Below are 15,032 nucleotides of genomic sequence, written 5' to 3' on the forward strand. Positions count from 1 at the left end.
GGCCTAATCGCCCGGCAGCAAAGAATAACGTTTGTCGCTTTCCGGGTTGATCAGCAGCGGTGCGGCAGTTTTGAGGACGATCTCGTTCGAGGTTACCCGCAGCCCCTTTTCGTCCTCAAGGGTGACCGCAAGGTGATATTCGTTGGCGGCCCCTTCCTGCCAGGCTGGCAAAATAATGCTCCAGCCGTCTGCGCTTCGCGCCTGAGCCGGCGGCGTCAGGCTCAGCGCCTTCGTATCGCCCTGCCATGAAAGGCTTCTGATACCATAGGTCGCTTTAACCTGCAGCTTAAGCAATACCGTTTCTCCCGGCTGCGGCTGCCACGGCGGCGTGGCCAGGAACACGGACAGCGTTTTGCGCTGGCGGAACTGCATCACCGGCACGGACTCACGCTCAACGTTATCGTAGCGGCTGCCGCGCAGCGAGCTGGTGGTTGCCACCTCATCTGCCGAGAGCTGTTTTTGCAGCGGGACACCGAAGCGGTAGTTAAGCTTAAGCCCCAGATTCTCCTGCGCGGTGCCGCTTTCCCCCTGTTTATGCTGGGCCGTTAACGTAATCAGCGGCACCGGCGTGTAGTTAATGCCCATCGTCACCGCCAGCGGATTTCGGTAGCCGGTATCGCTGTCGAAAAGCGTGACGTTGTCACCAAAATACTGTTCGAAGCTCAGGCTGGTATTGATATGCCGGTAAAACGGTAGCCAGGCCTGCGCCGTGACGTCATAGCCCCGGGCCAGGCGCTGCTCGAGCGTTTCAGTTTGCCCGCGCCAGCCGCTCAGCGGTTGATAATAATTGGCCGAAAGCCGCAGGTATTCGCCCCAGGCTTCGGCCCCAAAACCCGCGCGCTGCAGTTGGGTAGTGAGCTGGTTGTCGTAGAAGGTGTTGTACCCTAATAGCCAGCGTCCGGCTACCCAGCGCTGCCCTACGCCCAGGTTACCTGTCGCGCCCTTCTCCTGCTGGCTAAACCCGAGCTGGCTCCAGGTCAGGTAGCGATTGTTATCCTGCCAGGGCGTGAAAAGTGAGCCGCTGCTGCCCTTCCAGCTCCCATGCTGATCGACCTGCAAATTGAAGCTGGCCTTCCCCCAGGGCGAAAGCAAAGCCTGGGCTTCGTCGGTGACTTTGTCGGTTAACAAATCCCGCAGGCTGGTAAAAGCGAAAAGCTGCGCCTGCTCGCCGGCATCCAGTCCGTTATCCACCATACTGTCTTCACCAAACTTCTTAGCCATCGCGGCAATTCTACGCGCGGCGGCATCGGTTTCTGGCGCAAGGCCCATGTTCGGCAGGTCATTTGAAGGGGAAGAGAAAGGGTTTTGGGCAGCCTGAACAAAGTTATTTGAGGTACTCATTGCCCCTCCCGGACGAGGGAGCAGGCAGCACAAAGTCAAAAGCGGAACGGCAAATCTACGCATTTGTAAATTATAACATAATGGTTTTGCTCTTTACCCGGCCCATACATAGCCTGAACGCGACTCCAGGAGTAATCCGGCTTTTCTGGGCATAAATCATACCCACTCAGGGCGCAGGGAGATACACTGGACGCCTCGCTCATCGTCATTACCCAGGAGAAGCAAGTGCAGAAGATAGTCATTATCGCCAACGGCGCGGCCTACGGCAGCGAATCGCTTTTCAACAGTTTGCGGCTGGCCATTGCCCTGCGCGACCAGGAACCACAGCCGGAAGTGAAGCTATTCCTGATGTCCGACGCGGTGACCGCCGGCCTGCGTGGTCAGAAGCCCGCCGAAGGCTACAACATCCAGCAGATGCTCGAGATCCTCACCGCGCAGGGCGTGCCCGTTAAGCTCTGTAAAACCTGCACCGACGGACGCGGCATCACCGAACTGCCGCTCATCGAGGGCGTCGCCATCGGCACGCTGGTTGAACTCGCCGAATGGACTTTAGCCTCGGATAAGACCCTCACCTTCTAATTATTTCGGCGCGGGAATATTATTTGCTTATATCCCCTCCCGCGCCATCAAGTTACCTGCAGACGTTGCCGATATTTTACTTAGGACAACACAGCAGGATAATAATGATGGTTAGATCTCTTCGTACACGCATTCTTTTAGTCACGGCAGTTTGCCTGGTCTCCGCCTTATGTCTTAACACTTTTATTAACTACGCCGTCACCAGCCGCGATAACCAGCAGTCCATCAGCGACACCTTAACCAGCACCAGCCTTAGCCATTCCGTTGCCATCAGCGACTGGGTCAGCGGAAAAATGTCTATGATTAGCGCCCTGGAAAGCGCCGCGCTGAGCGAAGACCCGATCCCCGTCTTCAGCCAAATGGCAAAAGCCGGAGGCTTCACCAACATCTACGTTGGCTATGCCAATAAAACCGCAAAATTCTCAGACCCTACCGGCGTTCCGGCCGATTTCGACCCTACGGTTCGCCCGTGGTATCAACAGGTCGTAAAAGATGATGCTCCGGTCGTTACCGCCCCGTACGTGGACGCCGGGACCGGGAAGCTTGTCGTGACCTTCGCCGTGCCCATTAAACAGGATGGTAGCCTGAAAGCCGTGGTCGCCGGTGATGTCGCCATGGACAGCGTGATCGCTAACGTTCGCAGTATTCATCCAACCCCAAACAGTAGCGGATTGTTGATCAATAGCGACGGCACGCTGATTGCCGGTCAGGATCCCGCGTTGACGCTGAAGCCCTTTTCTGAGGCGGTTAAACAGGCTGATTTAACTCAGTTGCTTGGCGTCAGCCATCGCGCCACCGGCACGATTGGCGAACAAACCAAGCAGCTGATGGCAACGCCTATTGCCGGCACACATTGGTATGTCGTCGTCGCTCTGGACGAAGGCGATGCCACCTCCGGCATGCGTTCGCTGCTGAAGGCTTCGGCCCTCGCCCTGTTGGTGCTGGTGCTGATATCTGGCGCGGTGGTGCATCTTCTGATTGGTAAAGTGATGAGCCGCCTCGGCACGATTCGGGATGGGATGCGAGCCATCAGCAACGGCACGAACGATCTGTCGCAGCGCTTACCTGAAACCGGCCACGATGAGGTCACGGAAATCGCCCACGCCTTCAACGCGTTCAGCGACAAGCTGGGCGTGGTGATGATGCAGATCAGAGACTCCAGCGCGTCGGTTAAGGTGGCGGCAAACGAAATAGCCGCGGGTAACCAGGATCTCTCCACCCGTACCGAACAGGCCGCCTCAAGCCTGCGGGAAACGGCCAGCGCGGTAGAGCAAATTACCGCGTCCGTCGCAAACTCTACGGCTTCAGCCGCCCAGGCGAACACCCAGGCCCACAGCGCCAGCGAAGCGGCCGAACGCGGGGGCGAAGTCGTCTCAAAAGTCATTACCACAATGCAGGCCATTGAGCTTGCCTCCGGCAAGATTGGCGACATCACCAGCGTCATTGACAGCATCGCCTTCCAGACCAACATCCTGGCGCTGAATGCCGCGGTTGAGGCCGCCCGGGCCGGCGAGCAGGGTCGCGGTTTTGCCGTCGTTGCCGGAGAAGTACGCAATCTTGCCAGCCGCAGTGCCCAGGCGGCGAAGGAAATTAAAAGCCTGATCGACTCCACTACCGCCAGCGTAGCCGACGGTTCGGTTTACGTTCGTCAGGCCGGAGAAGCCATGGACGAGATTGAGCAGAGCGTCGGGAGCGTGCTGGTCATCATGCGTGAGATAACCGTCTCCACCGATGAACAGATGAAAGGCATTCAGGAAATTAACCACGCCGTGACCCACCTCGACGGCATGGTGCAGCAGAATGCCGAGCTGGTTGTGGAATCTGCGGCCGCAGCCGGGGCGCTACAAAGTCAGGCTGGGGAACTCGCGGAAACCGCCGGGCATTTCCGGATTTAATGATGAGCCGACGGGCGTTTGCCAACGAAACGCCCGCTAGCTGAAAGGTTTCAGGCACAATGTCATTATTGTTGAATCGTTACGGCATTTTTTGATCAGCGTCAGCATTTGCTGCCCGCCGCTCTGGTGTGATGCTTCGGGTGATTTGTGAACAATATCACTTACCGGTGCAGCACCTTTGGGGGCCTCAGGCCATGTTTAATGCGGGAGTGGAGTGAAAAATGCCAGTTGTAAAAGCCAGTCTTAAACTTTTTGGGGGCGATACCGTGGTGGTTCGCTGTTCGAATAACTGCCATATCCATTTGATGTGTGACTCAGACAAACACGGCGGCTCGGAGGCGGACGTTTTAAGCCTGCAAAACCGCCAGTCTGCCTATATTGCCGTCCCCTACAGCGGCACCTGGAAAGTGCTGATCGACAGCCATACTCAGTCGCTTGAGCATTCCATCAGCTACGTTCCGGCATAAAACACGAAGGCCACCTTCCGGTGGCCATTTTCTGACTATGCAAAACCGGGCTGCAGCCCGCTTTCGTCCTCATGCCCGCTAAGCCAGGCGCGAACCTGGTTTGCCAGCTCGGACATACGATCGTCCTGCATACCGTGCTTTTTCATCTCCTGCTCGAGAGAAAAGAGATACTGTGCATTGGTGCCCAGCGGGCCGCTCGCGGCAGCGATTAACGGCGCGATGGTTTCTGCCCTGGTATCCGCCTCATAAAGCGGATGACGCGGGTCCATGATGAACACCAGCGCGTTGACCGTGCGGCCGTCATCCAGTGCGAGCTTGCACCAGGTCGGCAAATAACACCCGGTTATCATCTCTCGCTTCCAGACAAGCGTCAGTTCATCTTCCAGAATCTCTTCCGGCAGCCGATAAGCAAGGCCGGTGGTTCTTCCACCCTCTTTCAGCGCGAGCATACGCCCCGGTCGGCAAGCCGTCCCTCGCCCCGCCGTCAATCTCAGGCAAAATGCACGATGCCAGCCCACCAGCATGCCGGGGGCTGACTCTTCAAATTCAAAAGCCGGGTTCCACATTAATGAACCGTAACCAAAGAGCCACACCGGACTTTGGTCTGGGCGACAAGCAAGCGTCGCGGCAAGAGAAGCCGAGCGCTGCTCAGGGGTCCACAATAACGATTCCTCAATGGCACCAAAAGCCGTCTTACAATCCGCTTTCATTAAGAAATCACGCGTTAACACGATACACCTCCGCCACTGCTTGCTTCCGTGCGACTACACAAGCTGCGCCTTCCCGGCTTTTATTGACAACTTTTGCTTACTAATAGAGCAACATATCAAGACCATAAGCAATTCGCCGCGCGCTGGCAAGCTTGATGACGATCACAAAACAGATAAATTGTCATTTTTCCTTGCAAGACTGGCGTGTGGTGCCGGGAATCATATAAATAAGACGCACATAATGGAGGGTTATTTTGTTCAGCATCCTCAGATAAAGGAGATTGCTCTGTTCAACCACTTTTAACTCACAGGTGAATTTCCCGCTGGGGTGATATTTTGGCGCGAATAAAGGAGATAAAAAAGCATTATTCCACAGGTTTGTTTGCTTTTATATTATTTATATCAACATGTTTTATATGAGTTAAATTCAGAATACTCACCATTTTAGTGCATTAGAACTTTTTACGCGAGAATGCCGTAAAACTAAGTAAATTTTAAGCAAAAGTAACGATTTTTTGCTAACTTATACGGGTTCAAAAACCTGACTATAATGATCAAAACAGGTTATCGCCTGCAGAGATGGAGAAGTTGAATGACAAAAACACAACATGAGGCGGTAAAAACCCGCCACAAGGAGAGTTCTCTCATTTTCCCGGTACTCGCGCTGGCGGTACTGGCGATGTGGGGGTCAAGCCAGTCCCTGCCGGCGGTTGTCGGCATCAATATTTTGGCTCTGGTAGCCATACTCAGCAGCGCCTTTAGCGTTGTACGCCACGCGGACGTGCTGGCGCACCGTCTGGGTGAACCGTACGGCTCACTTATTCTGAGCCTGTCGGTCGTGATTCTTGAAGTCAGCCTGATTTCCGCGCTAATGGCCACCGGCGACGCCGCGCCAACCCTGATGCGCGACACACTCTATTCCATCATCATGATTGTCACCGGCGGCCTTGTTGGCTTCTCCCTGCTGATGGGCGGCCGTAAATTTGCCACACAGTACATGAACCTGTTTGGCATCAAGCAGTACCTGATTGCCCTCTTCCCGCTGGCGGTGATCGTGCTGGTGTTCCCAATGGCGCTGCCGGGCGGCAACTTCTCACTGGGCCAGTCCCTGCTGGTGGCATTGATTTCCGCTGCGATGTACGGCGTGTTCCTGCTTATTCAAACGAAAACGCACCAGAGCCTGTTTGTGTACGAGCATGAAGACGAAGGCGACGGCGATGACCCGCATCACGGCAAGCCTTCGGCGCACAGCTCCGCATGGCACACGGTCTGGCTTATCGTTCACCTGATTGCGGTTATCGCGGTCACCAAGATGAACGCTAACCCGCTTGAGCACCTGCTGGACGCCGTGAACGCACCGGCGCAGTTCACCGGCTTCCTGGTCGCCCTGCTGATTCTGTCTCCGGAAGGCCTTGGCGCGCTAAGAGCGGTATTGAGCAACCAGGTACAGCGCGCGATGAACCTGTTCTTCGGTTCGGTGCTGGCCACCATCTCGCTAACGGTGCCTGCGGTGACGCTGATTGCCTGGTTCACCGGTAACGACCTGGTCTTTGCGCTGGGCATGCCGCAGATGGTGGTCATGCTGGCGGCGCTGGTGCTTTGCCAGATTTCATTCTCGACCGGCCGCACCAACGTGCTCAACGGCACCGCGCATCTGGCGCTGTTCGCCGCCTATCTGATGACAATTTTTGCCTAAGTAAACAGCAAGACTGCCTTTACAGGCAGTCTTTAGTGTTTACTCCCTCTCCACGTGGGAGAGGGTCGGGGTGAGGGCAAGAGGCCACTACAGACGCATTTCACTGCCTCCCTCAAGAGAGGGAAACAAATATAAAAAAACCCGCCGCAGCGGGTTTTGTTTTTTTGCAGCAATTAGTGGCTGGTATCCAGCGGCGCGAAGTTCTTCACCAGGTCATCAATCGCTTTAATCTGGCTCAGGAAGGCTTCGAGCTTCGCCAGCGGCAGCGCGGAAGGCCCGTCGCAGCGCGCGTTGTCCGGGTCCGGGTGCGCTTCAATGAACAGGCCGGCCAGGCCGGTCGCCATCCCGGCGCGAGCCAGTTCGGTGACCTGAGCACGACGACCGCTTGACGCTGCGCCAAACGGGTCGCGGCATTGCAGGGCGTGAGTCACGTCGAAAATCACCGGCGCACCGTTAGAAACCTGCTTCATGACGCTGAAGCCCAGCATGTCGACCACCAGGTTGTCGTAGCCGAACTGCGTGCCGCGATCGCAAAGAATAATTTTGTCGTTGCCGCCTTCCGCGAACTTATCCACGATGTTGCCCATCTGGCCAGGGCTGACGAACTGTGGCTTCTTCACGTTGATCACCGCGCCGGTTTTTGCCATCGCTTCAACCAGATCGGTCTGACGCGCCAGGAATGCAGGCAGCTGAATAACGTCAACCACCTCGGCAACCGGCTGGGCCTGGCTGGCTTCGTGAACGTCGGTGATGACTTTCACGCCGAAGGTCTGCTTCAGCTCCTGGAAAATCTTCATCCCCTCTTCCAGGCCCGGGCCACGGTAAGAGTGAATGGATGAACGGTTGGCTTTATCAAAAGAGGCTTTGAACACGTACGGGATACCCAACTTCTGGGTCACGGTGACGTAATGCTCGCAGATGCGCATCGCCAGGTCACGAGACTCAAGCACGTTCATGCCGCCAAAAAGCACAAACGGCAGGTCGTTTGCGACGTTGATATCACCAATGTTAACCACTTTTTGTTTCATATGTTCGCCTTATCAGGTGTGAACTTAATGCAGGGTAATCTGCTTGTGCGCAATCGAGTTGATTTGCGCCTTAATCATTTCGCTAATCGGATCTTCCGGGCACTGCTCAACAAAGTAGCTTAAGTCGCTGAGCGCCACGTGTTCACAGTCCAGCTGCGCATAAATCAGGCCGCGGTCGCGGATCTCGTAGGGGTCTTCCGGATTGAACTGCAGCAGCACTTCGCTGGCGCGCAGCGCCATCTCCATCTGCCGCTCTTCCATCAGCGCAGACTTGAGCGTGTCGAGCAGCTTGCGGATAACTTCCGCATTGTCGGACTCGTCAAGATCTTCGTCGAACAGCTCGGCCGTAGGGTTAATATTGCCCTTGATCCACACTTCCAGCGTGTGCTCGTCCAGCGTGTCGCCGTTAAACGGATTGATGAGCCACATTTCGCCATCCATCCAGTCGGCGCGCAGGATAAGCTGCGTCGGGAAGATAACTGGCATCAGCGGAATATCGAGCTGCCCGGCGATCCATAGCAGTATCGCCCCAAGCGAGACGGCGCTCCCCTGCCGGCTTTTTAAAACGTTATCCAGCCACAGGGCATCGGACAGGCGGTAAACGCCCCCTGAATCCTTAAAACCCCATTCGCCGTAAAAGAGTTCCAGCAGTTTTTCCAGCTGCAGGTCGGGATGTGTCCCCTGGCAAATTTCTTCTTTTGCCAGGCTGACCAGCCCCTTAAGCTGCGCTTCAACTTCTGCGGTCGGGAAATCATCCCGGATCAGCTGCGAGACTAAAATCATGCCTTCGCAGAGCGGTGCCTGATTAAATTCGAAATCGGCTAACGACTTCATACTTACCCCAATATCGGTATTTTAGTGGTGGCGAGTTTTATGATGATGTAGAGCACCACCAGCCCCAGCAGGAAAGCAAACCAACGAACCTGCTGGCTGCGCGGGCGTTTACCCAGCGCGATAAAACCTAAAGCGATATAGATGATAACGCCAAACAGCTTTTCAGTCAGCCACGTTCCCTGCGGCGTAAAAGGATAGAAATGCGTGAGAGCAACCAGCGCAAAACCGCTGACTAACAGCAGAGTATCATTAACATGAGGTACGATGCGCACCCAGCGCTTGCCGGACATCGCAGACCCGCGATATTGCCACCAGTAGCGTAAAACAAACAGGCTGATTGAAATAACGACGGTGAAAATATGCAGATATTTAAGTGAGAAATAAGTCGCCAAAATGTCTGTTCCTTAATGAGTCAAAGATAGCGTCCTGACGTCAGGCGATCGTTGTCGCCATAATCTTTGTAGGTTGCAACCTCGGTAAAACCCGCGTCCCGCAGCAGCAGCCGCACGCTTTCACCCTGCTTCCAGCCATGTTCCAGCACCAGCCAGCCGCCGGGTTCGAGAAAGCGGCGCGAATCGTTAACCAGCGTATCTAAATCGGCCAGGCCATGATTGCCTGCCACCAGCGCGCTTTTCGGCTCAAAGCGAACATCGCCTTCACTGAGGTGCGGGTCGGCTTCGTCGATATACGGCGGATTGCTGACAATCAGCGCAAAACGCTGAGCATCGAGGGCGTTAAACCAGTGACTTTGCAGCACCCTGACGTTGGCTATGCCAAGATTTTCAGCGTTCCATTGCGCCAACGCCACGGCCTCCGGCACGACATCCAGCGCCGTTACCTCGCAGTCCGGACGCTCGCTTGCCAGCGCCAGGGCAATCGCCCCTGTACCGGTGCCAAGATCCAATATTGCGCATGGCGTATCCGGCAGCCTGGTTAACGCGTGTTCGACCAGGCATTCGGTATCGGGACGAGGAATAAGCGTAACCGGGGAGACGCGCAGCGGCAGCGACCAGAACTCGCGCTCGCCCACAAGATGTGCCACTGGCTCACCGCGCTCGCGCCGTACCAACAGAACCTCAAGCTCACTTTGCTGGACGGGCGTCAGCGTTGTTTCGCCAAACGCGAGGATAAACGTGCGGGCTTTGCCTGTGACAAACCCAAGCAGGATCTCCGCATCCCGCTTTGGGCTTTCGCTCTGCGCCAGGCGCTGTACGGCCTGGCGAAGCCATAGCTGAAACTCCATTAATCCTGCTCGGACAACGCCGCGAGCTGATCGGCCTGGAACTCCTGGACAATCGGCTCGATCAGGGCATCGATTTTGCCTTCCATCACCTCGTCCAGACGGTAAAGCGTCAGGTTGATGCGGTGGTCGGTCACACGGCCCTGCGGGAAGTTGTAGGTACGGTTGCGGTCAGAACGGTCGCCGGAGCCCAGCAGGTTACGGCGGGTAGACGCCTCTTCCAGCTGGCGTTTTGCTACTTCCGCAGCGCGAATACGCGCGCCCAGTACAGAAAGCGCTTTCGCTTTGTTTTTATGCTGGGAACGTTCGTCCTGGCACTCCACCACAATGCCGGTAGGCAAGTGGGTAATACGGATTGCAGAGTCGGTGGTGTTAACGTGCTGACCGCCCGCGCCCGAGGAGCGGAAGGTATCGATACGCAGATCCGACGGGTTAATATCCGGCAGCTCCGCTTCAGGAATTTCAGGCATCACCGCCACGGTACAGGCGGAGGTGTGAATACGCCCCTGGGATTCCGTGGCCGGCACGCGCTGCACGCGATGGCCACCGGACTCAAACTTCAGGCGACCATAAACGCCGTCACCGCTGATTTTAGCAATAACCTCTTTAAAGCCGCCGTGTTCACCTTCGTTAGCACTGATGATTTCGACACGCCAGCGGCGGGCCTCGGCATAACGGCTGTACATACGGAACAAATCACCGGCAAACAGCGCAGCTTCGTCCCCACCGGTACCTGCACGAACTTCGACAAACGCATTGCGCTCATCGTCGGGATCTTTTGGCAGCAACAGCACCTGAAGCTGCTGCTCCAGCTCTTCACTGCTGGCTTTCGCTTCGGCCAGCTCTTCCTGCGCCATTTCGCGCATTTCCGGATCGCTAAGCATGCTTTCTGCGGTTTCAATGTCTGCCTGTACCTGGCGCCATTGCAGGAAACAGCGCGATACATCGCTTAACTGGGCATATTCACGAGACAGAGCGCGAAAGCGGTCCTGATCGGCAATGGTCGATGCATCGCCAAGCAGGGCCTGAACTTCTTCATGGCGCTCCTGCAAGGCTTCCAGTTTGGCAACAATAGAAGGCTTCATGGGCGGTGGTTCACCTTGTAATAAGAGTTGTGTGTGCTAATCCAGCCCGAGGCTGTTACGCAAGATTTGCAGGCGTTCATCGTCCCCGTCACGGGCGGCCTGCGTGAGCGATTTGGTTGGAGCATGGATCAGGCGATTGGTCAGTTTCCAGGCCAGATCCTGCAATACGGACTCCGCGTCGCCACCCTGCTGCAGGGCGGCCAGCGCTTTGGCAGCGAGGTCATCTCTGACCTGCTCTGCCTGGCTACGGTATTCGCGAATGGTCTCGGAGGCGCTTTGCGCACGCAGCCAGGCCATAAACTCGCTGCATTCTTGCGCCACGATGGTTTCAGCCTCAACCGCCGCCGCTTTACGCTGCGCGAGGTTGCTCTGAATAATGGCCTGCAGGTCATCCACGCTGTAAAGATAGGCGTTCGCAAGTTTGCCCACTTCCGGTTCGACATCACGCGGAACGGCGATGTCCACCAGCAGCATAGGCTGATTACGACGCGCTTTAAGCGCTCGCTCCATCATCCCTTTGCCAATAATAGGCAGCGGGCTGGCGGTAGAGCTAATGATGATATCGGCATCCGCCAGGCGCTCGTCGATATCGCTCAGGCTGATAACTTCCGCCCCGACCTCATCGGCCAGCACCTGGGCGCGTTCTCGGGTACGGTTGGCGATAATCATCTTCTCAACTTTATGCTCGCGCAGATGGCGGGCAACCAGTTCGATAGTCTCCCCGGCGCCGACCAGCAGGACGGTCACCGAGGAAAGAGATTCAAAGATTTGCCGCGCCAGCGTACAGGCGGCAAACGCGACGGAAACGGCGCTGGCGCCGATGTCGGTTTCGGTGCGCACTCGCTTGGCAACGGAGAAGGACTTCTGGAACATGCGTTCCAGCTCGCTGGAGCGCGAATGGCCTTTTTGTGAATCGGCAAAAGCTTTTTTCACCTGGCCGAGAATTTGCGGCTCGCCGAGAACCAGCGAATCCAGGCCGCTCGCGACGCGCATCAAATGGCTAACGGCGTCGTTGTCGTGGTGCCAGTAGAGACTTTTACGCACTTCCTCTTCGTTGAGGTTGTGGTACTCGCACAGCCAGCTAACCAGCCGCTCGTGCAGATTTTCCTGTTGTTCAACGCTCAGGTACAGCTCGGTTCTGTTGCAGGTCGACAGCACGACCCCGCCCTGGACCATGGGCTGTGCCAGCAAGCTGCCCAACGCCTGGTCGAGCGTGTCCGGCGAAAACGTTACGCGTTCTCGCAGCGATACTGGAGCCGTTTTATGGTTAATTCCTAGCGCTAACAGGGTCATGGAGCGGTCTGAGTAATACCGATGTTGATAAGGATTTCTGGTCGCATCATACAGGATGAGCCGAATCAATAAAAGAGAGCTTACCCTTGCGGAGTAAGTGGATGATTTATGATTTAAGACAACTTGACCGTAGACGCCCTGCCGCCCGCCCGCTAGCATGAACGGTTGACCACCAAAATGAATTTAAGGATTTGCTGCCGCTATGTTGATGCCTAAAGCCCGTCTGATGCGCCTTCTGCCCCTTGCCAGCCTGGTACTGGCCGCCTGTTCAGTCCACCAACCGAGCGGCCCGGGCAAGAGCCCTGACTCGCCGCAGTGGTTAGAACACCAGCAACAGGTGCAAAAAATCACCCAGTATCAAACGCGCGGTGCTTTTGCTTATCTCTCCGATAGCCAAAAGGTATATGCCCGCTTTAACTGGCAGCAAACTGCGCCAGACCGCTACCGCCTGCTGTTGACCAACCCGCTCGGCAGCACCGAGCTTGAGCTCAACGCGCAGCCGGACCAGGTCCAACTGACCGACCGCGACGGCAAGCGCTACATTGCGAAAGACGCGGAAGAGATGATTGGCAAGCTGACCGGGATGCCGATTCCGCTTAACAGCCTGCGCCAGTGGATCCTCGGCCTGCCGGGCGACTCCACCGACTATAAGCTGGACGACCAGTATCGCCTGCGCGAAGTGAACTACACCCAGGACGGCAAAACCTGGAAAGTGGTGTACAGCGACTACGACAGCAAAACCCAGCCTTCTCTGCCTTCCAATATGGAACTGCGCGAAGGCGACCAGCGCATCAAGCTGAAAATGGACAGCTGGACGGTGAAATAATGATCTCTCGTTGGCCTTCTCCTGCAAAACTGAATCTTTTTCTTTATATCACCGGCCGTCGCGCGGATGGCTATCACAACCTGCAGACGCTGTTTCAGTTTCTCGACTACGGCGACACGATAACGATAGAACCTCGGGAAGACGGCGTGATCCGGCTGGTGACGCCGATTGACGGCGTTCCAGATGAAGAAAACCTGATTGTACGTGCTGCCCGCCTGCTGGTTGAGCACGCCGCGGCGAAAGGCACGCTGCCCGCTGGTGCTGGCGCGGATTTGGGTGTTGAGAAGCGGCTGCCGATGGGCGGAGGCCTGGGCGGCGGTTCCTCCAACGCTGCAACGGTGCTGGTTGCGCTAAACGCTCTCTGGAAAACCGGCTGCAGCGAAGACGAGCTGGCCGCGCTGGGCATTCGCCTTGGCGCCGACGTACCGGTGTTTGTCAGGGGCCACGCGGCCTTTGCCGAAGGCGTAGGCGAAATTCTCACGCCGGTTGAGCCCGAAGAAAAATGGTACCTGGTGGCCCATCCCGGCGTCAGCATTCCGACGCCGCTTATTTTTGGCGATCCTGAGCTGCCGCGCGAAGCACCGATAAGGTCAATTACGACGTTGCTAAAATGTGAATTTGGCAACGATTGTGAGGTTATCGCAAGAAAACGTTTTCGCGAGGTTGATGCAGCGCTTTCCTGGCTGTTAGAATACGCGCCGTCGCGCCTGACCGGCACCGGCGCTTGTGTGTTTGCTGAATTTGACACCGAGCAGGCCGCCCGGCAGGTGCTTGAGCAAGCCCCGGAATGGCTGCATGGGTTTGTTGCGCGAGGCGTTAATAGATCTCCGCTGCATCAGGCCATATCCGGGCAAGCTGGGCATTGGTGACAACGTCACCTCGTTTCAGACGTTGCATCGTGCTCTTTAATACACCGCCTGGATGGGGGCTACCCCGCCCGCACATGATGCGGTAGCAACCATCCGCCACTGGACGCATGCCTGAGGTTCTTCTCGTGCCTGATATGAAGCTTTTTGCTGGTAACGCCACCCCGGAACTAGCACAACGTATTGCCAACCGCCTGTACACCTCCCTTGGTGACGCCGCCGTCGGTCGCTTTAGCGACGGTGAAGTAAGCGTACAAATCAACGAAAATGTACGCGGTGGTGATATTTTCATCATCCAGTCCACCTGTGCCCCAACGAACGACAACCTGATGGAACTGGTTGTTATGGTTGATGCCCTGCGCCGCGCTTCTGCAGGTCGTATCACCGCTGTTATCCCTTACTTTGGCTACGCTCGTCAGGACCGCCGCGTGCGCTCCGCTCGTGTGCCAATCACTGCGAAAGTCGTCGCTGACTTCCTCTCAAGCGTAGGGGTTGACCGTGTTCTCACCGTGGACCTGCACGCTGAACAAATCCAGGGCTTCTTTGACGTCCCGGTAGATAACGTCTTCGGTAGTCCAATTCTGCTGGAAGATATGCTGCAAATCGGCCTGGAAAACCCAATCGTGGTTTCCCCGGACATCGGCGGCGTGGTACGTGCCCGTGCTATCGCCAAGCTGCTGAACGACACCGATATGGCTATCATCGACAAGCGTCGCCCACGCGCTAACGTTTCCCAGGTTATGCACATCATCGGTGACGTGTCCGGCCGTGACTGCGTCCTGGTTGACGACATGATCGATACCGGCGGCACCCTGTGTAAAGCAGCAGAAGCGCTGAAAGAACGCGGCGCGAAACGCGTATTCGCCTACGCTACTCACCCAATCTTCTCCGGTAACGCGGTTCACAACCTGCGCAACTCGGTGATCGACGAAGTGATTGTGTGCGATACCATCCCGCTGTCTGACGAAATCAAAGCCCTGCCAAACGTCCGTACCCTGACCCTGTCCGGGATGCTGGCGGAAGCTATTCGTCGTATCAGCAACGAAGAATCTATCTCTGCAATGTTCGAGCACTGATCGACGTTGCTTTTAAAACCCGCTGCGGCGGGTTTTTTCGTTTTTGTACTACTCTTTTTCAATGCCTCCTTCACCTGCCTGAACGACAGATGATGC

At 56.3% G+C, this 15,032-nt stretch carries 15 protein-coding genes; 7 read left to right on the forward strand and 8 right to left on the reverse strand.

Annotated elements, in window-relative coordinates; translation table 11 throughout:
• Window positions 1-3: 3 nt before the first annotated feature.
• Entirely contained in the window at window positions 4-1,404 is a 1,401-nt protein-coding gene (locus tag ACE38U_RS00365) for a YchO/YchP family invasin (protein WP_038482419.1), read from the reverse strand.
• A 162-nt stretch (window positions 1,405-1,566) separates the two neighbouring features.
• On the opposite strand from ACE38U_RS00365, the gene ACE38U_RS00370 reads away from it, so the two are divergent.
• From ACE38U_RS00370 to ACE38U_RS00380, 3 genes are all read left to right on the forward strand, one after another.
• Window positions 1,567-1,920, forward strand: a complete 354-nt coding sequence (locus ACE38U_RS00370) for a DsrE/DsrF/TusD sulfur relay family protein (RefSeq protein ID WP_176983046.1) — start codon at window positions 1,567-1,569, stop codon at window positions 1,918-1,920.
• Window positions 1,921-2,027: 107 nt separating this feature from the next.
• On the forward strand, window positions 2,028-3,815 hold the full coding sequence (locus ACE38U_RS00375; protein WP_375529125.1) for a methyl-accepting chemotaxis protein: 1,788 nt from the start codon (window positions 2,028-2,030) through the stop codon (window positions 3,813-3,815).
• A 221-nt stretch (window positions 3,816-4,036) separates the two neighbouring features.
• Window positions 4,037-4,282 (forward strand): DUF1883 domain-containing protein, encoded by a 246-nt coding sequence (locus ACE38U_RS00380; RefSeq protein ID WP_038482413.1) that lies wholly within the window; start codon window positions 4,037-4,039, stop codon window positions 4,280-4,282.
• 35 nt (window positions 4,283-4,317) lie between these two features.
• Here ACE38U_RS00380 and ACE38U_RS00385 read toward each other — a convergent pair whose 3' ends face one another.
• A complete protein-coding gene (locus ACE38U_RS00385; RefSeq protein ID WP_038482410.1) occupies window positions 4,318-5,013 on the reverse strand; it encodes a gamma-glutamylcyclotransferase in 696 nt (231 codons plus the stop codon).
• A 571-nt stretch (window positions 5,014-5,584) separates the two neighbouring features.
• Here ACE38U_RS00385 and chaA point away from each other — a divergent pair.
• The gene (gene chaA / locus ACE38U_RS00390; RefSeq protein WP_038482405.1) at window positions 5,585-6,688 is read left to right on the forward strand and encodes a sodium-potassium/proton antiporter ChaA; all 1,104 of its coding nucleotides are present in this window, start codon (window positions 5,585-5,587) and stop codon (window positions 6,686-6,688) included.
• Window positions 6,689-6,861: 173 nt separating this feature from the next.
• Here chaA and kdsA read toward each other — a convergent pair whose 3' ends face one another.
• Genes kdsA through hemA form a run of 6 tightly spaced genes read right to left on the reverse strand, consistent with a single transcriptional unit; the run spans window position 6,862 to window position 12,168 of the window.
• The gene (gene kdsA, locus ACE38U_RS00395; protein ID WP_038482402.1) at window positions 6,862-7,716 is read right to left on the reverse strand and encodes a 3-deoxy-8-phosphooctulonate synthase; all 855 of its coding nucleotides are present in this window, start codon (window positions 7,714-7,716) and stop codon (window positions 6,862-6,864) included.
• Between the two features lie 24 nt (window positions 7,717-7,740).
• Window positions 7,741-8,550: an invasion regulator SirB1 gene (sirB1, locus tag ACE38U_RS00400; protein ID WP_038482399.1), complete on the reverse strand. Its 810-nt coding sequence runs from the start codon at window positions 8,548-8,550 to the stop codon at window positions 7,741-7,743.
• A gap of 2 nt (window positions 8,551-8,552) precedes the next feature.
• A complete protein-coding gene (locus tag ACE38U_RS00405; protein ID WP_038482397.1) occupies window positions 8,553-8,942 on the reverse strand; it encodes a SirB2 family protein in 390 nt (129 codons plus the stop codon).
• 20 nt (window positions 8,943-8,962) lie between these two features.
• Window positions 8,963-9,793 (reverse strand): peptide chain release factor N(5)-glutamine methyltransferase, encoded by an 831-nt coding sequence (prmC, locus tag ACE38U_RS00410; RefSeq protein ID WP_375528940.1) that lies wholly within the window; start codon window positions 9,791-9,793, stop codon window positions 8,963-8,965.
• Window positions 9,793-10,875, reverse strand: a complete 1,083-nt coding sequence (prfA, locus tag ACE38U_RS00415; RefSeq protein WP_375528941.1) for a peptide chain release factor 1 — start codon at window positions 10,873-10,875, stop codon at window positions 9,793-9,795. Before prfA ends, prmC begins: the two co-directional genes overlap by 1 nt.
• 36 nt (window positions 10,876-10,911) lie before the next feature.
• Window positions 10,912-12,168 (reverse strand): glutamyl-tRNA reductase, encoded by a 1,257-nt coding sequence (gene hemA / locus ACE38U_RS00420; protein ID WP_375528942.1) that lies wholly within the window; start codon window positions 12,166-12,168, stop codon window positions 10,912-10,914.
• Between the two features lie 202 nt (window positions 12,169-12,370).
• Here hemA and lolB point away from each other — a divergent pair, with 202 nt between their 5' ends.
• From lolB to prs, 3 genes are all read left to right on the forward strand, one after another.
• Complete coding sequence (lolB, locus tag ACE38U_RS00425; protein ID WP_375528943.1) at window positions 12,371-12,994, forward strand: lipoprotein insertase outer membrane protein LolB; 624 nt, start codon at window positions 12,371-12,373, stop codon at window positions 12,992-12,994.
• Complete coding sequence (ispE, locus tag ACE38U_RS00430; protein ID WP_038482384.1) at window positions 12,994-13,863, forward strand: 4-(cytidine 5'-diphospho)-2-C-methyl-D-erythritol kinase; 870 nt, start codon at window positions 12,994-12,996, stop codon at window positions 13,861-13,863. The genes lolB and ispE overlap by 1 nt, the downstream gene beginning before the upstream one ends.
• A gap of 125 nt (window positions 13,864-13,988) precedes the next feature.
• On the forward strand, window positions 13,989-14,936 hold the full coding sequence (gene prs / locus ACE38U_RS00435; protein ID WP_008454180.1) for a ribose-phosphate diphosphokinase: 948 nt from the start codon (window positions 13,989-13,991) through the stop codon (window positions 14,934-14,936).
• The last annotated feature ends 96 nt before the right edge of the window (window positions 14,937-15,032 follow it).

This window comes from Cedecea selenatireducens, from assembly GCF_042138895.1.
Lineage (GTDB): Bacteria > Pseudomonadota > Gammaproteobacteria > Enterobacterales > Enterobacteriaceae > Cedecea > Cedecea selenatireducens.

Excerpts from the sequence above, each read along its gene's own strand:
- lolB (WP_375528943.1), top strand. The coding sequence starts at position 12,371 with ATGTTGATGCCTAAAGCCCGTCTGATGCGCCTTCTGCCCCTTGCCAGC.
- ACE38U_RS00375 (WP_375529125.1), top strand. The coding sequence starts at position 2,028 with ATGGTTAGATCTCTTCGTACACGCATTCTTTTAGTCACGGCAGTTTGC.
- ACE38U_RS00365 (WP_038482419.1), bottom strand. The coding sequence starts at position 1,404 with ATGCGTAGATTTGCCGTTCCGCTTTTGACTTTGTGCTGCCTGCTCCCT.
- sirB1 (WP_038482399.1), bottom strand. The coding sequence starts at position 8,550 with ATGAAGTCGTTAGCCGATTTCGAATTTAATCAGGCACCGCTCTGCGAA.
- prmC (WP_375528940.1), bottom strand. The coding sequence starts at position 9,793 with ATGGAGTTTCAGCTATGGCTTCGCCAGGCCGTACAGCGCCTGGCGCAG.
- prfA (WP_375528941.1), bottom strand. The coding sequence starts at position 10,875 with ATGAAGCCTTCTATTGTTGCCAAACTGGAAGCCTTGCAGGAGCGCCAT.
- chaA (WP_038482405.1), top strand. The coding sequence starts at position 5,585 with ATGACAAAAACACAACATGAGGCGGTAAAAACCCGCCACAAGGAGAGT.
- kdsA (WP_038482402.1), bottom strand. The coding sequence starts at position 7,716 with ATGAAACAAAAAGTGGTTAACATTGGTGATATCAACGTCGCAAACGAC.
- ispE (WP_038482384.1), top strand. The coding sequence starts at position 12,994 with ATGATCTCTCGTTGGCCTTCTCCTGCAAAACTGAATCTTTTTCTTTAT.
- hemA (WP_375528942.1), bottom strand. The coding sequence starts at position 12,168 with ATGACCCTGTTAGCGCTAGGAATTAACCATAAAACGGCTCCAGTATCG.
- ACE38U_RS00380 (WP_038482413.1), top strand. The coding sequence starts at position 4,037 with ATGCCAGTTGTAAAAGCCAGTCTTAAACTTTTTGGGGGCGATACCGTG.